Origin of the sequence: Gordonia hydrophobica NBRC 16057, from assembly GCF_001592365.1 — a bacterium.
Taxonomy (GTDB): Bacteria; Actinomycetota; Actinomycetes; order Mycobacteriales; family Mycobacteriaceae; genus Gordonia; species Gordonia hydrophobica.
This window is the reverse complement of the sequence record NZ_BCWU01000004.1, coordinates 74,684-96,750: the sequence shown is the minus strand read 5'-3', so window position 1 is coordinate 96,750 and position 22,067 is coordinate 74,684. Positions and strand designations below refer to the sequence as shown.

24 protein-coding genes are annotated in these 22,067 nt (G+C 68.8%); 12 read left to right on the top strand and 12 right to left on the bottom strand.

All coding sequences use genetic code 11. From position 1 onward, the window contains the following. Window positions 1-141: 141 nt before the first annotated feature. Window positions 142-1,041 carry a neutral zinc metallopeptidase gene (locus GH2_RS08280; RefSeq protein WP_239588582.1) on the top strand — a complete coding sequence of 300 codons (900 nt, stop codon included), beginning with the start codon at window positions 142-144 and terminating at the stop codon, window positions 1,039-1,041. A gap of 87 nt (window positions 1,042-1,128) precedes the next feature. Here the strand turns inward: GH2_RS08280 and GH2_RS08275 are convergent, their stop codons facing one another. The 3 genes from GH2_RS08275 to GH2_RS08265 are packed head-to-tail and all read right to left on the bottom strand — an operon-like array spanning window position 1,129 to window position 3,702. Beyond that, window positions 1,129-1,800 carry a Maf family protein gene (locus tag GH2_RS08275; RefSeq protein WP_372434451.1) on the bottom strand — a complete coding sequence of 224 codons (672 nt, stop codon included), beginning with the start codon at window positions 1,798-1,800 and terminating at the stop codon, window positions 1,129-1,131. Further along, window positions 1,797-2,042: an acyl-CoA carboxylase subunit epsilon gene (locus tag GH2_RS08270; RefSeq protein WP_066165768.1), complete on the bottom strand. Its 246-nt coding sequence runs from the start codon at window positions 2,040-2,042 to the stop codon at window positions 1,797-1,799. Before GH2_RS08270 ends, GH2_RS08275 begins: the two co-directional genes overlap by 4 nt. A gap of 34 nt (window positions 2,043-2,076) precedes the next feature. Beyond that, on the bottom strand, window positions 2,077-3,702 hold the full coding sequence (locus GH2_RS08265; RefSeq protein WP_066165766.1) for an acyl-CoA carboxylase subunit beta: 1,626 nt from the start codon (window positions 3,700-3,702) through the stop codon (window positions 2,077-2,079). Window positions 3,703-3,835: 133 nt separating this feature from the next. Between GH2_RS08265 and GH2_RS08260 the strand changes: the two genes are divergently transcribed. Continuing rightward, the gene (locus tag GH2_RS08260; protein ID WP_066165763.1) at window positions 3,836-4,642 is read left to right on the top strand and encodes a biotin--[acetyl-CoA-carboxylase] ligase; all 807 of its coding nucleotides are present in this window, start codon (window positions 3,836-3,838) and stop codon (window positions 4,640-4,642) included. 45 nt (window positions 4,643-4,687) lie between these two features. Here the strand turns inward: GH2_RS08260 and GH2_RS08255 are convergent, their stop codons facing one another. Next, the gene (locus GH2_RS08255) at window positions 4,688-5,299 is read right to left on the bottom strand and encodes a hypothetical protein (RefSeq protein WP_066165760.1); all 612 of its coding nucleotides are present in this window, start codon (window positions 5,297-5,299) and stop codon (window positions 4,688-4,690) included. Between the two features lie 115 nt (window positions 5,300-5,414). Between GH2_RS08255 and GH2_RS08250 the strand changes: the two genes are divergently transcribed. Genes GH2_RS08250 through GH2_RS08240 form a run of 3 tightly spaced genes read left to right on the top strand, consistent with a single transcriptional unit; the run spans window position 5,415 to window position 8,089 of the window. Continuing rightward, window positions 5,415-6,023: a PH domain-containing protein gene (locus GH2_RS08250; protein WP_066165756.1), complete on the top strand. Its 609-nt coding sequence runs from the start codon at window positions 5,415-5,417 to the stop codon at window positions 6,021-6,023. Next, complete coding sequence (locus tag GH2_RS08245; protein ID WP_066165753.1) at window positions 6,020-6,721, top strand: response regulator transcription factor; 702 nt, start codon at window positions 6,020-6,022, stop codon at window positions 6,719-6,721. The genes GH2_RS08250 and GH2_RS08245 overlap by 4 nt, the downstream gene beginning before the upstream one ends. Window positions 6,722-6,739: 18 nt before the next feature. Next, a complete protein-coding gene (locus GH2_RS08240; protein ID WP_066165750.1) occupies window positions 6,740-8,089 on the top strand; it encodes a HAMP domain-containing sensor histidine kinase in 1,350 nt (449 codons plus the stop codon). Here the strand turns inward: GH2_RS08240 and GH2_RS08235 are convergent. Then, a complete protein-coding gene (locus GH2_RS08235; RefSeq protein ID WP_066165747.1) occupies window positions 8,061-8,621 on the bottom strand; it encodes a GtrA family protein in 561 nt (186 codons plus the stop codon). The genes GH2_RS08240 and GH2_RS08235 overlap by 29 nt on opposite strands. Window positions 8,622-8,711: 90 nt before the next feature. Between GH2_RS08235 and GH2_RS08230 the strand changes: the two genes are divergently transcribed. Both GH2_RS08230 and purE read left to right on the top strand, forming a co-directional pair. Further along, on the top strand, window positions 8,712-9,941 hold the full coding sequence (locus GH2_RS08230) for a 5-(carboxyamino)imidazole ribonucleotide synthase (protein WP_084247387.1): 1,230 nt from the start codon (window positions 8,712-8,714) through the stop codon (window positions 9,939-9,941). Window positions 9,942-10,020: 79 nt separating this feature from the next. Further along, entirely contained in the window at window positions 10,021-10,542 is a 522-nt protein-coding gene (purE, locus tag GH2_RS08225) for a 5-(carboxyamino)imidazole ribonucleotide mutase (RefSeq protein WP_066165741.1), read from the top strand. A 16-nt stretch (window positions 10,543-10,558) separates the two neighbouring features. Here the strand turns inward: purE and GH2_RS08220 are convergent, their stop codons facing one another. Genes GH2_RS08220 through GH2_RS08205 form a run of 4 tightly spaced genes read right to left on the bottom strand, consistent with a single transcriptional unit; the run spans window position 10,559 to window position 13,462 of the window. Continuing rightward, on the bottom strand, window positions 10,559-11,569 hold the full coding sequence (locus tag GH2_RS08220) for an NAD(P)H-dependent flavin oxidoreductase (protein ID WP_066166520.1): 1,011 nt from the start codon (window positions 11,567-11,569) through the stop codon (window positions 10,559-10,561). Between the two features lie 2 nt (window positions 11,570-11,571). Beyond that, entirely contained in the window at window positions 11,572-12,270 is a 699-nt protein-coding gene (locus GH2_RS08215; protein ID WP_066165738.1) for a GNAT family N-acetyltransferase, read from the bottom strand. After that, window positions 12,267-13,088, bottom strand: a complete 822-nt coding sequence (locus tag GH2_RS08210; RefSeq protein ID WP_066165735.1) for a dienelactone hydrolase family protein — start codon at window positions 13,086-13,088, stop codon at window positions 12,267-12,269. The genes GH2_RS08215 and GH2_RS08210 overlap by 4 nt, the downstream gene beginning before the upstream one ends. After that, window positions 13,085-13,462: a nitroreductase family deazaflavin-dependent oxidoreductase gene (locus GH2_RS08205; protein ID WP_066165732.1), complete on the bottom strand. Its 378-nt coding sequence runs from the start codon at window positions 13,460-13,462 to the stop codon at window positions 13,085-13,087. The genes GH2_RS08210 and GH2_RS08205 overlap by 4 nt, the downstream gene beginning before the upstream one ends. A gap of 90 nt (window positions 13,463-13,552) precedes the next feature. On the opposite strand from GH2_RS08205, the gene GH2_RS08200 reads away from it, so the two are divergent. After that, window positions 13,553-14,266, top strand: a complete 714-nt coding sequence (locus GH2_RS08200) for a TetR/AcrR family transcriptional regulator (RefSeq protein WP_066166516.1) — start codon at window positions 13,553-13,555, stop codon at window positions 14,264-14,266. Between the two features lie 81 nt (window positions 14,267-14,347). Beyond that, window positions 14,348-15,517: an acyl-CoA dehydrogenase gene (locus GH2_RS08195; protein ID WP_066166511.1), complete on the top strand. Its 1,170-nt coding sequence runs from the start codon at window positions 14,348-14,350 to the stop codon at window positions 15,515-15,517. Window positions 15,518-15,607: 90 nt separating this feature from the next. Here the strand turns inward: GH2_RS08195 and GH2_RS08190 are convergent, their stop codons facing one another. Further along, window positions 15,608-16,300, bottom strand: coding sequence for a TIGR03089 family protein (locus GH2_RS08190; RefSeq protein ID WP_066166508.1), 693 nt, complete (start codon window positions 16,298-16,300; stop codon window positions 15,608-15,610). Window positions 16,301-16,358: 58 nt separating this feature from the next. Continuing rightward, a complete protein-coding gene (locus tag GH2_RS08185; protein ID WP_244885340.1) occupies window positions 16,359-18,098 on the bottom strand; it encodes an LCP family protein in 1,740 nt (579 codons plus the stop codon). 166 nt (window positions 18,099-18,264) lie between these two features. Here GH2_RS08185 and rfbD point away from each other — a divergent pair, with 166 nt between their 5' ends. From rfbD to manB, 3 genes are read left to right on the top strand one after another with little or no spacing between them, the layout of a single operon-like run. After that, window positions 18,265-19,182 (top strand): dTDP-4-dehydrorhamnose reductase, encoded by a 918-nt coding sequence (gene rfbD / locus GH2_RS08180; protein WP_066165729.1) that lies wholly within the window; start codon window positions 18,265-18,267, stop codon window positions 19,180-19,182. 9 nt (window positions 19,183-19,191) lie between these two features. Beyond that, window positions 19,192-20,073, top strand: a complete 882-nt coding sequence (locus tag GH2_RS08175) for a glycosyltransferase family 2 protein (protein WP_066165727.1) — start codon at window positions 19,192-19,194, stop codon at window positions 20,071-20,073. 37 nt (window positions 20,074-20,110) lie between these two features. After that, window positions 20,111-21,184 (top strand): mannose-1-phosphate guanylyltransferase, encoded by a 1,074-nt coding sequence (manB, locus tag GH2_RS08170; protein ID WP_157086038.1) that lies wholly within the window; start codon window positions 20,111-20,113, stop codon window positions 21,182-21,184. Between the two features lie 23 nt (window positions 21,185-21,207). Here manB and GH2_RS08165 read toward each other — a convergent pair whose 3' ends face one another. Further along, entirely contained in the window at window positions 21,208-21,849 is a 642-nt protein-coding gene (locus GH2_RS08165) for an O-methyltransferase (protein ID WP_066165718.1), read from the bottom strand. Between the last annotated feature and the right edge of the window lie 218 nt (window positions 21,850-22,067).

Genomic DNA, 22,067 nt, shown 5'->3' with positions numbered 1-22,067 from the left:
CGGACGTGGGCCGCTCGACTGCTCGTCGGACCTGCTCGACCGTGTCGCGCACCGGAATCCGATCAGTCCTCGGCATTCGATGGAGTCGGACGAATGACATCAACGGCCCTTTCCGACGACTTCAGTGTTAGCGTTCCGATCATGCTGAGTCGGGGATGGGCCAGTCCGCGTGGGATCGCGGGGATGGTGTCGGTAGTCGTCGTCGGAGTGCTCCTGCTCGCCGGATGCGGAGTCGACGGCACACCGACGCGTGAGATGCCGAAGGAGCCGCTGCACTGCTCGATCGCCGACTGTCCCGAACTGCCGGTGTTCTCCTCGAAACGACTCGCGGAGTCGGGGGTCACCGACGCCAACGCCTCGACGGCTGTCCCGCAGTACCTCGGCGACGTGCTCGACGACCTCGACGCGGTATGGCAGGACTGGTTCGCGGCACTCAACATCGAGGAGGCCACGGCGGGCCGCGTCCTGATCCGGTCGGGGAACTCGTTCGTCAGCGACTGTCTACGCGAGGAACTGCCGAACGGGATTCCGAGCGACTTCCCGAACGCCTTCTTCTGCCCGCGCGACAACCAGCAGGACGGTGCGGGCGCCGACCGCCAGGGGTCGGTGATCCTCCCCGTCGACACCTTCGCCGACATCTGGAACGGCAAGCTCATGGGCTCGGACGGATTCCTGCTCGGCGACTTCAGCGCGGCGACGATCGTCGCCCACGAGTACGGACACAACGTGGTCTATCGACTCGCGAAGGCATACGGCCTCGACACCGGGCCCGCAGGCGACAACAGCGAACTCATCGCCGACTGCTTCGCAGGCAACTGGGCCGCCACCGTGTTCGAGCGCAAAGATCTCTCGTTCAAGGAGATGCTGCAGGCGGCCGCGCTGATGATCAGCATCGGCGACGCGAAGGAAGGACAGGGCCACGGAACGTCCGTCCAGCGCGCCCTGGCGCTGTGGCGGGGCTTCAGTGACAACTTGAAGCGACAGGGGCAGCCGGTGGACTGTTTGAAGCAGTACTGGCCGCGCGTGTTGGCGGGGTCGTAGGGGGACAGGCCCGGGAATCAATCGTCTCGTCCCAGCGCACCTCACGTGGTTTCGACCGACGCCTCGGCTTACGCCTCGGAAGTCGGCTCAACCTGGCGCTCCGCGCCACAGCTCTGTGACGTCTACGCCCACTTCGGCTAGGAGTCGGCGGACAAGCGGCAGGCTGATGCCCAGCACCGACGACGGGTCGCCGTCGACGCCGTCGATCAGCCAGCCGCCGAGACCGTCGAGGGTGAAGGCGCCCGCCACCTCCAGCGGTTCGCCAGTCGCCGCGTAGGCGTCGATGACGTGGTCGGGAGCGTCGGAGAAACGGATCGCGGTCGATTCACTGCGGCTGGTCGACGCGACGACCGCGCCGCCGACCACACGGCGCACACAATGACCGGTGATCAGGTGGCCGGTGCCGCCGCGCATCTGCTTCCAGCGGGCCACGGCGACGTCGACCGTGTGCGGCTTGCCTGCGAGCTCGCCGCCGATCAGCAGCATCGAATCACAGGTGAGGACGACGGCGTCGGCCGCCGTCGATCCGCCCGCGGCGAGGACGGCGCCGGTGACGGCGTCGGCCTTCGCCTCCGCGAGACGGGTGACGATCTGTTCGTGCGGTGCGTCGGCCAACCTCTCGAGCAGCGCGTCCTCGTCCACATCCGACACGACGACCGTCGGCCACAGACCGGCGCCCGTCAGCACGCGCAGGCGTGCCGGCGAGGCCGATCCGAGGACGACGGTCGTCGCGGTGTGGTGCTCGGGACCGATGGTCACCAACCGCCGCGGTTGGTGAAGCTGCCCGGCTGACCCCAGGTCTGACGGAACAGATCGACGGGGCGGCCCCACTCGTTGCGATCCTGGGGACCGGAATCGGCCGAACCCCCGCCGACGGTCGCGAAGACGCCGACCAGGGCGGCGATCTCCTCATCGGTGGGATTGCCGTCGACGACGGTCAGGAAGGGGCGGACGGGCTTGTCGTCGCTGGTCGCGTCGACGGCGGGGACGTCTGCACTCATGCATGTCGCCTTTCTCGGGTCGCGGACGGAACGGTCACAGGGGGATGTTGCCGTGCTTCTTCGGCGGCACCTGAACCAGCTTCCGCTCAAGCAGCTTGAGCGCGTTCGCGATCTGCCCGCGCGTGTGGCTCGGCGGGATCACCGCGTCCACGTACCCGCGCTCGGCAGCGACGTACGGGTTCACCAGGGTGTCCTCGTACTCCTGCTGCAGTTCCAGGCGCAGCGCGTCGACGTCGGCGCCGTTGGCCTCCGCCTCCTTGATCTTGCCGCGGTACACGAAACCGACGGCGCCGGAGGCGCCCATGACGGCGATCTGGGCGGTCGGCCAGGCCAGGTTCACATCGGCGCCCATGTGCTTGGAGCCCATGACGTCGTATGCGCCGCCGTACGCCTTGCGGGTGATGACGGTGATCTTGCCGACGGTCGCCTCGCCGTAGGCGTACAGCAGCTTGGCGCCGCGGCGGATGATGCCGTTGTACTCCTGTTCGGTGCCGGGCAGGAATCCGGGCACGTCGACCAGGGTGACGATCGGGACGTTGAAGGCGTCGCACGTGCGGACGAAGCGAGCGGCCTTCTCGGAGGCGTCGATGTCCAAGCAGCCGGCGAACTGGGTCGGCTGGTTCGCGACGATGCCGACGCTGCGGCCGTCGACGCGACCGAAGCCGACGACGACGTTCATCGCCCGCTCGGCCTGAACCTCCAGGAACTCCTCGTCGTCGAGGATGTTCCGGATGACGGCGTGCATGTCGTACGGCTGGTTCGGGGAGTCCGGAATGATCGTGTCGAGCTCGAGGTCTTCGGGGGTGAGGTTCTCCTCGATGGAGCCGACGCGCTCCGGTGCCGGCAGGCGCGGGGCCTCCGCGCGGCAGTTGCTGGGGAGGTAGGAGAGGAGTTCCTTGACGTAGTCGAGTGCGTCCTCTTCGTCCTGACCGACGTAGTGGGCCACGCCCGACTTGGACATGTGCGTGTGTGCGCCGCCGAGGTCCTCCTGGGTGACGTCCTCGCCGGTGACCGTCTTGATGACGTCCGGGCCGGTGACGAACATCTGGCTGGTCTGATCGACCATCACCACGAAGTCGGTCAGCGCGGGGGAGTAGACGTGACCACCTGCGTTCGGTCCCATGATCAGCGAGATCTGCGGGATCACGCCGGAGGCGCGGACGTTGCGTCCGAAGATCTCGCCGTACAGGGCGAGCGAGACGACACCCTCCTGGATGCGTGCGCCCGCGCCCTCGTTGATGCCGATCAGCGGGCGACCGGTCTTGAGTGCGAGGTCCATGACCTTGACGATCTTCTCGCCGTAGACCTCGCCGAGGCTGCCGCCGAACACGGCAGCGTTCTGACTGAAGACGCAGACCTCGCGCCCGTCGACGGTGCCGTAGCCGGTGACGACGCCGTCGCCCATCGGCCGACGCTCGGCGAGTCCGAAATTGGTGGAGCGGTGCCGTGCCAGGGCGTCGAGTTCGACGAACGAACCCTCGTCGAGCAGGTGGGTGATCCGCTCGCGAGCGGTCAGCTTGCCCTTGGCGTGCACTTTCTCTGCGGCGCCCTCGCCCACCGGGAACTCGGCCTCGGCGAGCCTGTTGCGAAGGTCGGCGAGTTTGCCGGCCGTCGTATGAATGTCAGGTGCGGCGCCGTCATCGCGCGAAGCAGTGGTCATGGACAACGATGCTAACTTCCCGAGCGCCCGCTCGGTCAAGTGCCGTGAGAATGTGAGAATATCCTCACATTCGGCCTCACTCCTGCTCATCGATGTGAGTACATTCACCGAATCGGTCGTACAGTGCTCTCTCATGGGAATCGACGTGCCGGATCAGCGCAGGATCGTCGCGGGCCTGACGGGCACGCGGTGGACGCGAATCGAGGTGGTCGCGGAGACCGGATCGACCAACGCCGATCTGCTCGCGCGAATCGATGCCGGCGAGGACGTCGACGGCACAGCATTGATCTCGGCCCGGCAGACGTCCGGGCGTGGCAGGCATGCGCGCGTCTGGGAGACCCCGCCCGGGCAGCTCGCGATCTCAGCGGCGCTGCGGGTCCCCTCCGACGCCGTCGTGCATCTGGGGTGGCTGTCGCTCCTGACGGGGCTGGCGGTGCACGACGCGGTCAGCGAACTCGCCGGTGCAGCGCTGGAGCTGAAGTGGCCCAACGACGTGTTGGCGCCCGGCCGCGGCAAGCTGTCGGGAATTCTCTCGGAGTTCCGGCTGACCTCGGGCGGCGAGCCGTCGACCGCGGGCATCGCGGTGATCGGCACGGGATTGAATCTGGATCTGCCTGCGGGGTCGGCGCCCGACACCGCTGCGTCGATCAGTTCGCTGGTCGCCGGGGAGGTGGATCAGACCGCGGTCGCCGCCGCCTACCTCCGGGCGCTGTCGGAGCGGCTGGCGGCATGGCCGGATCGGATCGGGGAGCTCGCGGCGAGCTACCGCGAGGTCAGCGCGACTCTCGGTTCGCGAGTGCGACTGATCCTGCCCGGTGACACGGAGGTGATCGGCGACGCCGTCGACATCGACGACGAGGGCCGGATCATCGTCGACGGACCCGACGGTCGGATCACGGCGTCGGCCGGCGACGTCACGCATCTGCGTCCCGCGACCTGATCGGTTCGCTCCGGCCGGTCGGGCGCACGGCGCGCGACGCCGGGGCTATCGGCGGGAGTTGGCGCTGGCGCGACTCATCGTCGGAATCAAGGTCAGTACCGGCATGCCGATGATGAAGTGCAGGATCGCGGTTCCGATGCCCGACGAGATCTCCGCGGACAGGAACAGCGGAAGGATCACGGCGGCGGCGACGAGCAGTCCGACGATCCAGCTGTAGAACTGGTCAGGGGCCGGTGTGCCGATCTGCAGCAGATACCAGAGCGCACCGCCGAGGATCGCGACGACGAAGCCGGTGACGGCGAACCACAGTTCGTCCTGAGCGAGCGGATTCCAGATCCCGAGCCGACCGCTCTCGTTGACCTTCTGCGTGACGGCTCGGATGATCCAGGCGGCCAACCACGCGGCGAGTCCGGTGACGACGCCGGTCATCAGGACGCCGCCGCAGAACTTCACCGGGTCGACGTCGGGGCCGCGTCGCGGAGCCCGTCGCGGTGCCGGGTTCGGGTCGTAGCCCTGCGCCGGGTACCCCTGCGAGTATCCCCGGTCGTACCCTGCGGTGCGCGGGTCCTGATTCAGGTAGTCGTCCTGCCTGCTGTAGGCGCGAGTCGGGGGCGGCTGCTGCTTGTTGTAGGGGTCGCGGGGATCGTTGTACGTCATGGTCCTTGCCTGTGTGGTCGCTGACGGTCGTCGCTGCCGGGCGGGCTCGGCTCGAACCGCCAGTGTAACGCCGAATCAGGTTGCTCTTAACGATCCCGCACTAAGGTGAACTCTCATGGGTTACCCACGCGAGAATCTGGCGCCCGGTGAAGTCGTGATCATTCACCGTCACCCGCACTGGAAGAGCCTGGTGCTGCCGGTGTTGATCTTCTGGCTGGTGACGGCCGTCGCCGGCGTCGCACTGGGTTACGTCCGCACGTCGACGACGTTCGAGGGCAGCCGGTCGGTGCTCACGATCATTCTCGCGGTGGTGTGGCTGGCGGCCGCCGGATGGTTCCTGGTGCGGCCGCTGCTGTCGTGGAAGACGACCCACTTCGTCGTCACGGACCGTCGCGTCATCTACCGCAACGGGATCATCACCCGGTCAGGCATCGACATTCCGATCCGCCGCATCAACACCGTCGAATTCCGGCACGGACTGGTGGACCGGATCCTGCGTACCGGCACGTTGGTCATCGAGTCCGCGTCGGACGATCCGCTCTCGTTCCGCGACATCCCGCAGGTGGAGGCGGTGCACGCACAGCTGTACCAGGAGCTCCTCGAGGAGGACGAAGCGTACGGCGACACCCGCAGCGGGCAGTTTCGCGACCCGCGGCGCGACGACCCGCGTCGTGATGACCGCGATGCAGGCGGCCGCGATCACCGCGATGAGCGGCGTCGATGACCGGGGCACGCTCGGTGCTGCTCGCGGAAGACGACGCGGCCATCGCCGAACCGCTCGCGCGGGCGCTGACCCGCGAGGGCAATGAGTGCGACATCGCCGCCACCGGGCCGGAGGCACTGGAGAAGGTCCTGGCCGGCGATTACGGCCTGCTCATTCTGGACCTCGGCCTGCCCGGGATGGACGGTCTCGAGGTCTGTCGCCGGGTCCGGGCGGAACTGCCGACGTTGCCGGTCCTCATGCTCACGGCCCGCACCGACGAGGTGGACTTCGTGGTCGGGCTCGACGCCGGCGCCGACGACTACGTCGGCAAACCGTTCCGGCTCGCCGAACTCCTCGCCCGGGTCCGGGCGCTGATGCGACGCACGGTGGCCGCCGCCGACGAGGTCGAGACACTGGAGACGCTCGACAGCGGCGATATCCAGTTGGATCCGAAGGCGCGGCGCGTCGTCGTCGACGGCGAAGAACTGACGCTGGCGAACCGAGAGTTCGAACTCCTGCGGTTCCTGATGGAGCGCCCCGGCGAGGTGACCTCGCGCGACGACATCCTCAACGCGGTGTGGGGGTCGACAGACCTGCGGTCGTCGAAGACCCTCGACATGCACATCTCGTGGGTGCGGCGGAAGATCGGCGACGACCACCCGAAGAAGCGCAAGCACATCGTCACCGTCCGCGGTGTCGGCTTCCGCTTCGATCCGTAACGGCGTCGAGAGCCTCCGATGCGTCGCCGAATACTGAAGATGATGATCGCGTCCCTCCTGGCGATGGGCGTGATGTTCGGAGCGCCGATGACCATCATCACCTGGGACTGGTTCTCCACCTCCACCCACCAGGACCTCACGCAACGCCTGACGCGGATGAGCGAGCACGTGCTGGCCGAAGAGGCCGCCGGGCGAGCGGTCGAGCCACGCGACCTGGACCTGGAGGAGTTCCGTCTCCTGGTGCCCGCCAACGGCCGCCTCACCCTCACCTATCGCACCCCGGACCCCAGCGCTCCGGACGGCTATCGCCTCGGCACGAGACAGACCGGATTCGCCTTCACCGGTCAAGCGGTCGCCGAATCGATCAACATCGGTCCCAACGCCGACCTCACCCTCGCGATCCCGCTGCGGGACGTCCGTCCCACCCAGCTCCTCGCCGTGCTGACCCTGCTGTTGGCGATCGCCGTCGCGGTCCTCGGCGGCGCCGTCGTCGCGGTCGTGACGGCGCGACGGCTGTCGGAGCCGCTGTCCGACGTGGCGCGCCGTGCCGCGGACATGGCGCGGGGCGACTTCTCGTCGGACTGGCCGACCTACGGCATCGATGAACTCGATCGGGTGTCGACCGCGCTCGCCGATGCGAACCAGGAGATCGCGCTCCGGCTGGAGCGGGAGGGCGAGATCGTCGGCGACGTCTCCCATCAGCTGCGCAGCAGGCTCACCGCCATCCATCTGCGACTCGATGAACTGACCCTGCACGACGACCCCGCCGTCGTCAGCGAGGCCGAGGCCGGCATGGAACAGGTGGAGCGACTGGCGAACGAGCTCGACGAGATGATCGCGGCGTCGCGCGCCGATTCGAAAGCGCGCGTGGCCATCGACGTCGCCGCCGTCGTCGAGCGGCTGGTGCAGGACTTCTCGCCGACGTTCGCCTCCGACGGCCGGGCGATCCGCATGGAGATCGACGACCCGGCGCCGTACGTGTACGGGCGGCCGGGCCGACTGCGCGAGGCCCTCAGCGTGCTGGTCGACAATGCGAGCGTGCACGGCGCCGGAGCCTGCGTGATCCGCGTCGGGACCGTGTCGAGTTCGGAGATGGTCCGCATCACCGTCGCCGACTCCGGGCGCGGAGTCGCGGACGATCTGGTGCCCGTCATCTTCCGCCGCGGCGTGTCCAGCGGTGGTCGTAGCGGATACGGACTGTCGTTGGCGCGAGCTCTGGTCGAGGCGGACGGCGGTCGTTTGGACCTGGTGCAGCGACGTCCGGCGGTGTTCGGGGTGGTAACCCCGATGCACGCGGTCGCCGTGGAAGCGGTCGACGGCTCAGCCGACGACGGCGAGATCAGGCGTGTCCGAGTTCCTCATCGCTGAGCTCGTCTGAGTTCGGGTGGACGTCGGTGGATCCGCCCTCGCCGCCGCGCGGCTGCTCGTCGGGAAAGGCGAAGCGGCGCAGTGCCCAGAAGCGGAAGCCCATGCCGATCAGATTGCCGATGATCATGCCGAGCATGAAGTCCACGATCGCCAGTTCCAGGCCGTGGATGTTCTCGCGCATGTTGAAGACGTTGTTGCCCAGCCACAGCGGACCGGCCGCCAGGAGCACACCGATGCCGCTGATGATGAAGAACAGCGCCGCCTCGTGCGACCGCTCGCGGCCGCCGCGGTTCTTGAACGCCCACTCCCGGTTGAGCACGTAGCTCAGGACCACCGCGACGCCGCCCGAGATCACGCGGGCGATGGTCGGCTTGGGCTCCAGAATCGTGAACGCGAGGATGAAGTAGACCACGGTGTCGACGACGAACGTGGTGCCGCCGACGATGGCGAACTTGATGAATTCGCTGTGCTTCACGACGAGTCGTCGCAGGGGGTGCGGGAGGCTGTTCACTACCCCGTCAATGGTCGGCACAAGGTTCGAGTGTACGTAACCGGGGCACGAACGCCGGCATCGACCGGCGGCCCTGCACGACGAAAGTCACGGACATGACACCATTGCACCGTGACTTCTAGCCCAGATCGACGTTCTACCGGCATGCCCACCGTGACCATGATCGGTGGCGGTCAGCTCGCGCGCATGACGCACCAGTCGGCCGTCGCGCTCGGCCAGTGCCTGCGTGTTCTCGCGGGCGGCGCGACCGAACCCGCCGCTCAGGTCAGCGCGAACGTGGTGATCGGCTCCCACAACGATCTCGAGGCGCTGCGCGCTGCCGCGGAGGGATCGGTGGCGCTGACCTTCGACCACGAGGGCGTCCCGCTGGCGCATCTGCAGGCGTTGGAGGCCGACGGCGTGCAGGTCCGCCCGCCGTCCGCGGCCCTGCACTTTGCGCAGGACAAGCTCGCCATGCGTCGACGGCTGTCGGAACTGGGGCTCCCGGTCCCGGACTTCGTCGACCTGTCCGGCAGCGTCCCCGCGGCACGGGAGGCGCTGATCGCGTTCGGTGCGGCGCACGAGTGGCAGGTGGTGCTCAAGGCCGTCAGCGGGGGGTACGACGGCCGCGGGGTCTGGATCACCGACAACCGCGACGACGCGCTCGCGGCCTTCGACGCCAACGCCGGGGGCGACGCGGTGCTGATGGCCGAGCAGAAGGTCGCGATGGCGCGCGAACTCTCGGCGATGGTTGCGCGGTCGCCGTACGGACAGGGCGCCGCATGGCCGGTGGTGGAGACCGTTCAGCGGAAGGGACAGTGCGCCGTCGTGCTGGCGCCTGCTCCCGGCCTGAGCGAGGAGTCCGCGCAGCGCGCCCAGCAGATGTCGTTGCGGCTGGCCGACGAACTGGGGGTGATCGGCGACATGGCGATGGAACTCTTCGAGACCGTCGACGGCGACCTGATCGTCAACGAGCTCGCCATGCGGCCGCACAACAGCGGGCACTGGACGATGGACGGTGCGGTCACCTCGCAGTTCGAGCAGCATCTCCGCGCGGTCCTCGATTACCCGCTCGGCGACACCTCGCCGCGCGCGGACGTGGTCGTGATGGCGAACATCCTCGGTGCCGACCAGTCGCCGGACATGTCGATGGACGAGCGTCTGCATCACCTGTTCGCGAGGATGCCCGACGCGAAGGTGCACCTGTACGGCAAGGACGAACGCCCCGATCGCAAGATCGGTCACGTGAACATCGTCGGGCTGCCCGGTCACGGCGTCGACGAGGTCCGCGAACGCGCCGAGCGCGCCGCTCACTGGATGAGCACAGCCACGTGGACCGACGGCTGGGATCCGCACCAGTAGGCTCCGCCGCTCGATCCCGCACACCACTGCACCCCGCACCCCGACACGATCCCGAACACCCACACGACAGGGAGATCCGATGACCACTGAGCCCACCCCGCCGACCCCGCGCGTCGGCCTGATCATGGGCAGTGACTCCGACTGGCCGACGATGAAGGCCGCTGCGGAAGCACTCGCCGAGTTCGGCATCCCGTTCGAGGTCGGCGTCGTCTCCGCCCACCGCACCCCGCAGCGCATGCTCGACTACGCGAAGGCGGCCGCGGGCCGAGGCATTCAGGTGATCATTGCCGGGGCGGGTGGTGCGGCGCACCTACCGGGCATGGTCGCCTCCGCGACCCCGCTGCCGGTGATCGGTGTCCCGGTGCCGCTCAAGTACCTCGACGGCATGGACTCGTTGCTCTCGATCGTGCAGATGCCCGCGGGTGTCCCGGTCGCCACCGTCTCCATCGGCGGCGCCCGGAACGCCGGTCTGCTGGCCGTCCGCATCCTCGGCGCCTCGGATCCGGCGATCGCCTCGGCGATGGCCGAGTTCCAGGCGAGCCTGGAGGAGATGGTCCTGGCGAAGGACGAGAAACTGCGTCGCAGCATCTTCGAGGACTGACGTCTAGGTGTAGTTCCTAGGGCTGCAGGCTCGCCACCACGTCGGCCGCGGGGATCGCCTGGGCGGCGCGGAAACCGCGGCCGGCCCACAGGTTGATCACGTCGGGGTCGGCTGCACCTGCTCGACGGATGGGCCCGGTCAGGGTGTTGACCTGCGGGTAGACCGGCGGTGCGTCGGCGTCGTGCGCGGCGATGAAATCGTTGACCAGACCGCGCGCGAGGCGTCCGGAGTAGGCACGGGTGGTCACCGTCTCGGTGAACCGCGGGTCGACGAGGGCATCGCGGTGCGCCTGTCTGGTCCCGGCTTCGGGGCATCGCAGCAGGAGCGTGCCGACCTGCACGGCGACCGCGCCCGCGTCGATGAGCGCGCGCACATCGGCGACGGATGTGACGCCGCCCGCCGCGACGACGGGCAGGCCGGTCGCCTCGACGACGGCGCCGGTCAGGGGGAGCGTGTCGATCTCGGGGTCGGTGTCGAGGATCCCGTAGGTGGCGCGGTGTCCGCCCGCGGACACGCCCTGCGCGCAGACGGCGTCGACGCCCGCGTCACGAGCGATGACGGCTTCGGCGACGTTGGTCACGGTTCCCGCGACCAGGACGCCGGCGGCCTGCAGCCGCGCGATGGTCTCGCGGTCGGGGCAGCCGAAGGTGAACGACGCGACCGGAACCCGCTCCTCGATCAGCACCTGCACCTTGCCGTCGAACGAGTCGTCCGTGTACGGCACATCGTCGGGCAGATCCGCGCCGAGTCGGGCGGCCAAGGGCTCCAGGCGTGCCCGATAGGCGGCGAAGGCAGCCGCGTCGAACGGAATCTCTTCGGGCACGAACAGATTGACGCCGAACGGCCGGTCGGTGAGGGAGCGGATGGTCGCGATGGTGTCACGCAACTGGTCGGGGGAGAGGTAGGCGGCGCCGTAGAACCCCAGCCCGCCTGCGTTCGAGACGGCCGCGGTCAGTTCCGGGGTCGAGGTGCCGCCCGCCATCGGGGCTCCGGCGATCGGGACGGACAGGTGATCGAAACTGAACATGGTCATGCTCCTTTCGGAACCCGGACGATCTCCAGGTCGACGATGCTGCGCAGGACGAAGCCCATCGACTCGTAGAGGCGACGCGCCGGGTTGTCGGCGGTGGTGTGCAGGAACGGGGTGTCGCCGCCGGTGACGGTCTCGTGCGCGACGGCGGCGACGAGCCGTCGTGCCAGACCGCGGCCGCGGGCGTCGGGATGCGTGCAGACCGCACTGATCTCGACCCAGCCGGGGAGTCGGAGACGCTGCCCGGCCATGGCGACCAGCCGCCCGGCGTCGTCCCGAATCCCCAGATAGCGGCCCATCTCGATGGTGCGGGGCAGAAACGGTCCGGGTTCGGTGAGTTCGACGAGTGCGGTCATCTCGGCCACATCGCTCGGGCCGAGCACGACGACCTCCGGATCGGCGCGGGGTTCGACGCCCTCGCCCGAGTACTGGACCAGACCGAAGGTCTCGAGGTGGTGCCATCCCGCCGGTGTCGGCGTGCGGCAGTCGCGCAGTCCCACCGTGTTTCCCGGGCCTGCGAGCGCGGCCATGTCGGCCCAGTCGTCGGTGGTCATCTCGCGCGGATGTCCGTAGAACACCGACACGTCGGGGTGAAAGGCCGCAATGCGACCGCGGACGCGGGCGAACTGGGCCTGCCGCCCGCGCAGTGCACCGGTGAACGGATCGTCGAGCGGGCTCAGATCGACGACGCCGGTCATGCGAGCTTCCGCTGGAAGAAGTCGATGATGTCGTCGAGCGTGTCGCGCGTGGGCTGTCCGGGCTCGTCGATCAGATGTTCCGTCACCACCGAGTGCGGTGGGATCAGGGCGTCCGGTGAGGCAGCGGTGTCGGGCAGCTCGACGCCGATGAAGGCGTCGCCGAGCTGCTCGCGGAGAAACTCGAACCGGCTGCCGGGGACCAGCGCATCGCCCTCGAACCGGGCGCCCATCACCTCCAGGCCCCGGGCGCACCGGGCTTTCACGGTGGCGAGATCGTCGGGCGAGATGTCGATGTTCCGTCGACGCCCGGGCGTGATGCCCACCGGCAACGACGGTTGCGACAGCACCGGCGCCAGCAGCGTGTCGTCGACGGCCATGGCGAGCGCGAACCCGCCCGACACGCACATGCCGATGGCCCCGACCCCCGGACCGCCGCATTCGGCGTGGGCATGACGAGCCAGTGCGCGCAGCCAGACCACCACCGGTGAGGACTTGCCCGTCGCGAACACCGTGAACTCGCGACTCACACAGATCTTCCCGAGGGAGCGCGCCATCAGCCCGCCGACCCGTGGCAGATCGCCGAGACCGCTCGGCTTCGGGTCGGCGCCGTCGACGCCGAAGAACGACGGCACGAAGACGGTGCAGCCCGCATCGCTGACACGACGCGCGAAATCCGCGACCTTCGGGGTGAGTCCGGGGATCTCGGGGATCACCACCACCGCCGGTCCACTGCCGCGGCGGTAGAAGCGATGGGTCACTCCGGCATCGGTGAACTCACCGCGCTCGAAGTCCGCCAGTGTGTCCGCGTGTGCGCTCACGCCTTCTCCACGATCCGGCCGTAGAGGACCGAGTCGGCGAGGAGCGCCGGGATGCGAGCGGACTTCACCACGTCGGGGGAGTCTGCGGGCAGGACGCGAACGCCCGCCACCGACACCTGCTTCCCACCGCGCACCAGCGTGAACTCGCCTGCCTCGAGAACGTTCTTGACCCAGTCCGATTCGGCGCCGTAGTTGAGGGCGATGCTCACACGGCCGTCGTCGACGAACGCCAGGACCGGGGTCTGGTACGGGCGTTTGGACGTTCGGCCCACGTGCTGGACGACCGCCCACGGTGCGATGCGCCCCGCCCAGAGTCCCTGGATCGGGTTGGTCACGTACTTGTTGGCGCGGGCGACGATGCGGGGAACCTTCATACTTCCAGCTTGCCGTATGGAACCGCACTCGGCGAGGCCGACCGGGCCGGGTTGTGGGCGGCGAGTGCACAACTGAGCGATACTGTCGCCATGGCCACGACCGATCAGGTGCACACCGAGCCCGCGGAATTCCGCATGCACGTGGTCACCGAGGCCATCAGACTGTTCTCGGCCAAGGGCTACGAGTCGACGCCCGTCGACGAGATCGCCGCGGCCGCAGGAGTTTCGCGCAGAACGCTGTTTCGGCAGTTCCGCTCGAAGGAAGATCTGATCTTCGCCGATCACGAGACCTTGCTGGAATTGGTGGCCGAGCATCTGGACGACCCCGTACGCAGTGACGCCGACCCGTGGTGGGCGGTGTGCGAGGCTGCCGAGCTGGTCTTCGCGCATTATGCGACGATTCGCGACGTCGCTGTGCGGCGATACCGCGTGGTCTCCCAGGTGCCCGCACTGCGCGACCGAGAACTCGTCACGACGTATCGCTACCAACGTGTCTTCGAGGACTTCCTGCGGCGCGCGCGGCCCGCGGTGCCACGGGTGCGGATCATCGCCTTCGCCGCGGCGGTGACCGGCGCGCACAACTATCTGCTGCGGTCGATGGTGCGTGGCGACGACGGTGCCACCGCGGCGGATCTGCGACGTGAACTGCGCGCGATCCGCGCCTCGGCGGACGGATTCGTCGACGATGAGCGCCGACGCGACGCACCGCAGCAGGTCGCGGTGGTGACTTTTCCCAGCGGCAGCACGCCGGACGAGATCGCCGAGGCGGTCCGTGCGGGATTGACTCGGCACTCAGTGCCGTGATGAAGTGAGAGATAACCGATGGACGGCACTCAGTGACAGGCTGGGGCGTCACGAAAGCTGCGTGTCAGCGAAGGAGAGATGATGGGCAAGTTCGGAAACCCCGATTTCGACCTCTTCCAGCTTCCGGAGGAGCATCAGGCACTGCGTGACGCCATCCGTGCGCTGGCCGAGAAGGAGATCGCGCCGCACGCCAAGGACGTCGACGAGAACGCGCGCTTCCCGGAGGAGGCTCGCGCCGCACTCGTCGCCAACGGATTCAACGCGGTCCACGTCCCCGAGCAGTTCGAGGGACAGGGCGCGGACTCGGTCGCCGCCTGCATCGTCATCGAAGAGGTGGCACGCGTCGACGTCTCGGCGTCGCTGATCCCCGCCGTCAACAAGCTCGGCACCATGGGACTGATCCTGTCGGGGTCCGATGAGCTCAAGGCGCAGGTGCTGCCGTCGATCGCGTCGGGCGAGGCGATGGCCTCGTACGCGCTGTCCGAACGTGAGGCCGGCTCCGACGCCGCGTCGATGAAGACCCGCGCCCGCAAGGACGGCGACAGCTGGGTGCTCAACGGTTCCAAGTGCTGGATCACCAACGGCGGCAAGTCCACCTGGTACACCGTCATGGCGGTCACCGATCCGGAGAAGGGCGCCAACGGCATCTCGGCGTTCATGGTCCACAAGGACGATCCGGGCTTCACCGTCGGCCCGCTGGAGCACAAGCTCGGCATCAAGGGCAGCCCCACGGCGGAGCTGTACTTCGAGAACTGCACCATCCCCGCCGATCGCATCATCGGCGCGGAGGGCACCGGTTTCAAGACCGCGCTGGCCACTCTCGACCACACCCGTCCGACCATCGGCGCGCAGGCCGTCGGCGTCGCCCAGGGCGCCCTCGACGCCGCGATCGAGTACGTCAAGGACCGCAAGCAGTTCGGCAAGACCCTCAGCCAGTTCCAGGGCGTCGAGTTCATGATCGCCGACATGGCGATGAAGGTGGAGGCCGCGCGCCTCATGGTCTACACCGCGGCCGCTCGTGCCGAGCGCGGCGAGGGCAACCTCGGCTTCATCAGCTCGGCGTCGAAGTGCTTGGCCTCCGACGTCGCGATGGAGGTGACCACCGATGCCGTCCAGCTGTTCGGCGGCGCCGGCTACACCACCGACTTCCCAGTCGAGCGCATGATGCGCGACGCCAAGATCACCCAGATCTACGAGGGCACCAACCAGATTCAGCGCGTGGTCATGAGCCGCGCACTGCTCCGCGGCTGAGCTCGTTCCGCAGACACAGCGTTCCCCGTCACCACGATGGTGACGGGGAACGCCGCGTCTCGTCGTGGTCCTCTCGTCGTCGCCCGGCGGTCACCGCCAAGTGACGGTCGCCTTCTCCGTCGACGCGGTCTTCGCCAAGGCGGCCTCGTCGGCCGAACCGTCCACGTAGACCAGCGAGGCGCCGGCCGCCAACGGCGCGGCGAAGTTCGCGACCAGGTCGGCGACGGTGTGCCACGGTCGAACCGAGAGCACCCGGTCGTCGGCGCCGAGCCCGTCCGGGGCCGCGGTGAGCACCTGCTGCACGGTCACCGAATCGACGGCGAGGCGGCCCGCTCCGGACGGGACGAAGTGATCGCCGTGAGCGCGGATCGATTCGCCGAAGTCGCTGATCCCCACCGGAAGGTCTCGCACGCCCATCGCGAACGGATCGAGCGGCACGACGACGATCTCGTCCTCATCGTGGGAGTCGATCCGATCGCGGCTGGTGAACACCACTCGCCCGTCACCGTCGTCGGCGATCAGCACCTGGGCTCCGGCCCACCACGAGCCGAGCAGGATCGCGGCGGTCTGCCAGTGCTCGGGAAGATCGACGCGCACCGGGTCGCCGGGGAGCACGCCGATCTCGTCGCGCAGATAGTTGCCGATCTTCGCGGCCCAGTTGCCGAGCGTCGCACCGGACAGCTCCGTGCGCTCGCCCGTCGAGTCGTTGTAGTAGGTCAGCATCGGGCGCGCCTGATCGGCGGCGGCCGCCAGGATCGCACCGGTCACGGTGGTGTCGCTCATCGGTTCCTCTTCCACAGGTGAGGGGGCCTCCCTCGGTCGGCCGCCAGGTGTTCGGGCGTCAGTTGACGCACACCGGACCGTCGGTGTCGGCCTTGATCACCGGGGCCGGTTTGTTCGCGGTCGACGATGCCGACGAACTGCCGTCGTCACCGGCTTCGGTGGTGTTCGAGATGGCGCCGAGACCGTAGTTGTAGGTGTTCGTCAGCACCAGCCGGAGCGTGTTGTCCGGCAGCGACGAGTCCTCGCGGATCTCGATGGAACCGGCCTTCAGATCGTTGCGCAGTTGCTTCGCGCCCTCGCTGTCCGTCGACTTGGCGAAGATCAGCGAGTCGAACTCGTTCATGGGCTTCGTGGACGTCTCGCCCTTCTGATACCCGCGTTTGGCGAGCAGCCGCATCACGTTGCCCGCGAGCCCCTCGGTGGTGCCTGCGTTGACCACGTCGACCTTGTAGTCGGCGCGCGGATTGTCGTTGGCCGCGGTCTTGCCGGTTCCGAGCTGCTCGTTGATGAAGGTGTGCACGGCCTGCGTGTCGACGGCGAGAACGCTCTGGGTGCCGTCCTCGCTCCAGGCCTGATCGTCGGCGATCGGAATGGTCGTGAACTTCACGTTGCCGCCGGTGAGATCCTTGAGACTCTCGGCGAAGGTGAGGATGTCCCACCCGTCGTCGAGCACCACCGACCGCGACACGGCATCCTGGAGATCCTGCAGCTTGGAGGTGTTGGTCAGTGTCTGCGTCGACAGGATCTTCTGCGCCAGCGACGCCATGTACACCTGCTGACGGGTGATCCGGTCGAGGTCGCCGCGGGGGAGCCCGTGTCGCTGGCGGACGAAGCTGAGCGCCGTCGGACCCATCAACTTCTGCTTGCCCGCGCGGAACCGGGCGCCGGAGAACGGCTCGTTGACCGCGTTCTTGAGGCAGACCTCCACGCCTCCGACGGCGTCGGTGAGGAGCGCGAAACCGAGCAGGCCCACCTCGGCGTAATGGTCGACGGTGATGCCGGTGAGGTTCGCGACGCTCTCGATGAGGGCCAGCCGACCGGCCTTGGTGCCGTCCTTCTCGGCCTGCGCCTCGTCGACGCCCTTCTCCACTTCGCTGCGCCGCACGCCTTCGCGGGTGGTGCCGTATGCGGCGTTGATCTTGCTCATGCCCAGACCCGGCACATCCACGTAGGTGTCGCGGGGGATGGAGATGGCGGTGGCCTTGGATCCGTCGTTCGGGATGCGGACGAGGACGATGGTGTCGGTGCTCGTGCTGACGTCGCCGCCGACGCGCAGCCACTTGAGCTCCTCGTCGGACAGCGGATGGCCCTTGGCGTCGACGCGGGAGTCGGTGCCGACCAGAAGGACGTCGACGGCGCCGTCGTCACCGCCGCCCAAGCCGAGATCGGAGAGGAGGGTCACCGACCCGTTGAGGCTCCGGACCTTGACCCAGCCGAGGCCGGTGACGACCAGGACCATGACGGCGAGCAGCGCGATGAGCGTGCGGCCGATGTTCTTGGGTGCGATTCCCGCGATCGGCCGGGTGGCCCAGAGCTTCAGAGCGGCGCGGAAGCTGCCCGGTGGCGTCGCCGACTGGCGCCGCGCGGATGTGTGCGGACGCGGCGGACGGGTCGTGGCTCCGGTGTGGATCTCCGCCGAGTCACGGCGTGTCCGAGGCCCGGCTGCGGTGCCGGTCGGGGCGGAGCGACGGCGCTGTGAACCGCTGGACCGACGCGCGGATTCGGCGGAACCGGCACCCGACTTCTTCGGGCGGTCCGCCTTTCCCGGCTCGTGCGAGCGTTCGCCTCGTGACTCCACCTGTCGCGCTGTCCCTTCGCTCGATTCCACCGCCGACCTTCGCCAGACTACTGATTCGACGCCCGTAACCCGGGGAGGCGCAGCCGGAACCGGTCGCGGTGATCTCCGGCACGCGTCCGGCCCGTCGAGCCGCGACGACGCTGACGATGGGCAAGGATGAGTCTTCATGAGCAGTCAGCGGTTCTATGTGGTCGGTGCAGGCGGTCAACTCGGCGGCCACCTCCTCGCGACGGCGGGACCACGCACCGTGACCCCGCTGACGTCGGCCGACATCGATGTCAGCGACATCGGTTCGGTGCGTCGCGCGCTCGCCGCGCTGTCGACCGGCGACGTGGTCGTCAATGCGTCGGCGTACACCGCGGTCGACGCCGCCGAGTCCGATGCCGCCGCGGCCTTCGCGGTGAACGCCGACGGCCCGCGGCACCTGGCCGAGGTGGTTCGGGCAGCCGGCGCGCGACTGATCCACGTGTCGACCGACTACGTCTACGAGCGGCCGATGCTCGGCCCTGACGGCGCCTGGCGCCCGTTCGAGCCGGACGACCCGACCGGATCGCCTGCCACCGTCTACGGCGCCGGAAAACTGGCGGGGGAGCGCGCTGCGATCGCCGCCGACCCGACGACCGTGGTGGTCCGCACCGCCTGGGTGTTCACCGGTGGGCGCGACACCGAGGACTTCGTGTCGACCATGATCGGGCTCGAGCGGAACCGCGACACGCTGCGCGTGGTCGCCGATCAGACCGGATCGCCGACCTACGCTCGCGACCTCGCCGTCGGTCTGTGGGAACTCGCCGACGCGCTCGAGCGTGACGCGTTCCGCGCGGGCGCGATCGTGCACGCCGTCAACGCCGGTGACGCCACCTGGCACCGCCTCGCGCAGGCGGTGTTCACGGAGATCGGGGCCGACCCGCACCGCGTCGAGCCGTGCACCACGCAGGAGTTTCCGCGGCCCGCCCCGCGCCCCGCATACTCGGTGCTCTCGACCCGAAGCTGGGCTGAGGCCGGGCTCACACCGCTGCGGACCTGGCGTGACGCACTGCACGCCGCACTGACCGCGCGGTCAGCTGACGACGATGTCCTCCGTTAGTCTGAGCCGGTGACTGCCAGCTTCGCCGTCGTGACCGTGACTTTCTCCTCGGGCGACTACCTCCACAACTTCCTCCGCACGCTGCCGTCGGCGTCGACGCAGACACCGCAGGTGGTCATCGCCGACAACGGATCCACCGACGGGGCGCCGGAGCAGGCCGTCGCCGACCACGACAACGTCACGCTGGTGCACACCGGCGGCAACATCGGCTACGGCGGGGCGGTGAACCGCGGGGTCGCCGAGATCGACCCGGAAGTCGAGTTCGTCCTCGTCGCCAACCCCGATGTGGAGTGGTCACCGGGCGCGATCGACGAGCTGCTCGCGGCCGCGACGCGCTGGCCGCGCGCCGCGAGCCTCGGGCCGCTGATCACCGAGCCCGACGGCGGCGTCTACCCGTCGGCGCGTCGGGTCCCGGACCTCGTCTCCGGCAGCGGGCATGCGATTCTGGGGGCGATCTGGAAGTCGAACCCGTGGACCGCTGCCTACCGGAACGACGACGCCGAACGCACCGAACGCCCCGTGGGCTGGCTGTCGGGGTCGTGCCTGCTGCTGCGCCGCGTCGCCTTCGACAACGTCGGCGGCTTCGATTCGCGGTACTTCATGTTCATGGAGGACGTCGACCTCGGCGACCGCCTCGGCCGGTCCGGATGGCTCAACGTATTCGTGCCGACCGCGTCGGTGATGCACGCGAAGAGTCATTCGGTCAGCAGACATCCCGAGAAGATGATTCCGGCGCACCACGAGAGCGCCTACCGTTTCAACGCCGATCGGAACCCCGGGCCGTTGCGGGCGCCACTGCGGGTGGCGCTCCGGGCGGGCCTGGCGATCCGATCGAAGATCGCCGTCGCAGCCGCCCTGCGCGAACAGCGCAGATCCGGCGATCACGCATGAGCTCGACCACGACATCGTGGACAAGGAAGGAAACCCTGTGACTTCACCGGTTCAGGCACTGGTCCTCGTCGGAGGCAAAGGCACCCGGTTGCGCCCGCTGACGCTGTCGGCGCCGAAGCCGATGCTGCCGACGGCCGGCACGCCGTTCCTGACGCATCTGCTGTCTCGGATCCGCGAGGCCGGGATCACCGACGTCGTGCTCGGCACGTCGTACCAGGCGCACGTCTTCGCCGACCATTACGGTGACGGCTCGGCACTCGGGCTGAACCTGACGTACATCACCGAGGACACCCCGCTCGGCACCGGCGGCGGCATTCGCAACGTCTACGACGCGCTGACCGCCGACACCGTCCTGGTGTTCAACGGCGACGTCCTGGGCGGCACCGACATCCGCGACGTCCTCACCACGCATCAGTCGTCGGGCGCGGAGGTGACCCTGCATCTGGTGCGCGTGGGTGATCCGCGGGCGTTCGGCTGCGTGCCGACCGACGCCGACGGTCGTGTGACCGCGTTCCTCGAGAAGACGCAGGACCCGCCGACCAACCAGATCAACGCCGGCACGTACGTCTTCAATCGGTCGGTGATCGGCGAGATCCCCGCCGGTCGTCCGGTCTCGGTGGAACGCGAGGTGTTCCCCGCGATCCTCGCGCAGGGCAGGCACATCCACGGTCACGTCGACGACGCCTACTGGCGCGACATGGGGACGCCCGAAGACTTCGTGCGCGGCTCGGCCGACCTCGTTCGCGGGATCGCGCCGTCGGCCGCCGTCGCCAAGCCGTGCGGGGAGTCGCTGGTGCTCGACGGCGCCGACGTCGCGCGCGGCGCGGTCCTGATCGGCGGCACCGTCGTCGGTCGTGGCGCCCACATCGGGGCCGGTGCGCGCCTCGACGGCGCGGTCATCTTCGACGGCGCGACGGTGGCGAACGGCGCCGTCGTGGAACGCAGCATCGTCGGCTTCGACGCCGTCGTGGGCGCCCACGCGCTGGTGCGCGACACCGTCATCGGCGACGGCGCCAACGTCGGCGCCCGCTGTGAACTGCTGCGCGGGGCCCGCGTGTGGCCGGGCGTCGAGATCCCCGACAGCGGGATCCGCTTCTCCACGGACGTCTGACCGCCGCGGCGGTCAGACGGTCGTCACGCCTTCGCCGCCGCCAGCAATCCGGTGCCGACCGGGATCACCGCGGGCAGCAGCCGGTCGTCGTCGGCGATGATCGACGCGGCCTCGCGGGCGGCGAGCGTCCGCGGATCGTCCGCATCGCGGTCGGCGATGGTGCCGTCGGCCGAGGCATTGTTGACCACGACCAGTCCGCCCGGACGCAGAATGCGGATCGCCTCGGTGACGAACAGCGGGTAACTCAACGGCGCGCCGTCGACGAACACGAGGTCGTAGGTCTCATCGGCGAGGCGGGTGAGGACATCGGTCGGCGCACCGTTGATCAGGCGCGTGCGCCCCGGCGCGATATGGGCGTCGGCGAAGGTCTCGCGCGCCGCGCGATGATGCTCGGACTCGGGATCGATGGTGGTGAGGACACCGTTCTCCGGCATCCCCGCCAGCAGCCACAGACCGCTGACGCCGACGCCGGTGCCGATCTCCACCACGTGCTTGGAACCGGCGACGCGGGCCAGCAGTGACAGCAGCGCGCCGGTCGCGGGCGAGACCGCCGACGCACCGAGTTCCTCGGCGCGCAGCCGAGCCTCGGCGAGCGCCTCGTCCTCGACGATGGCTGCTTCGGCGTACTCACTCATGGAAGCGGCGGCGGCCGCGGTGTCACTCATGTCATCGAGGGTGCCATACCGCGTTGACCTGCGGTTGCGGGCACGCCGGTCGTGCCGGTTCTCATCCTCAGTAAACCTTCAGGTCAGTGCCAGGGACACCACATTCGGGTACGAGAGGGTAGAACCCGACAGCCTGGGAAATATCGATCGTTCCGAAAGCGTTGTTACCGGGGAGACCCCGTCCGCGCCGGACGCGAAGAGAGGAACTGGCACCAGCA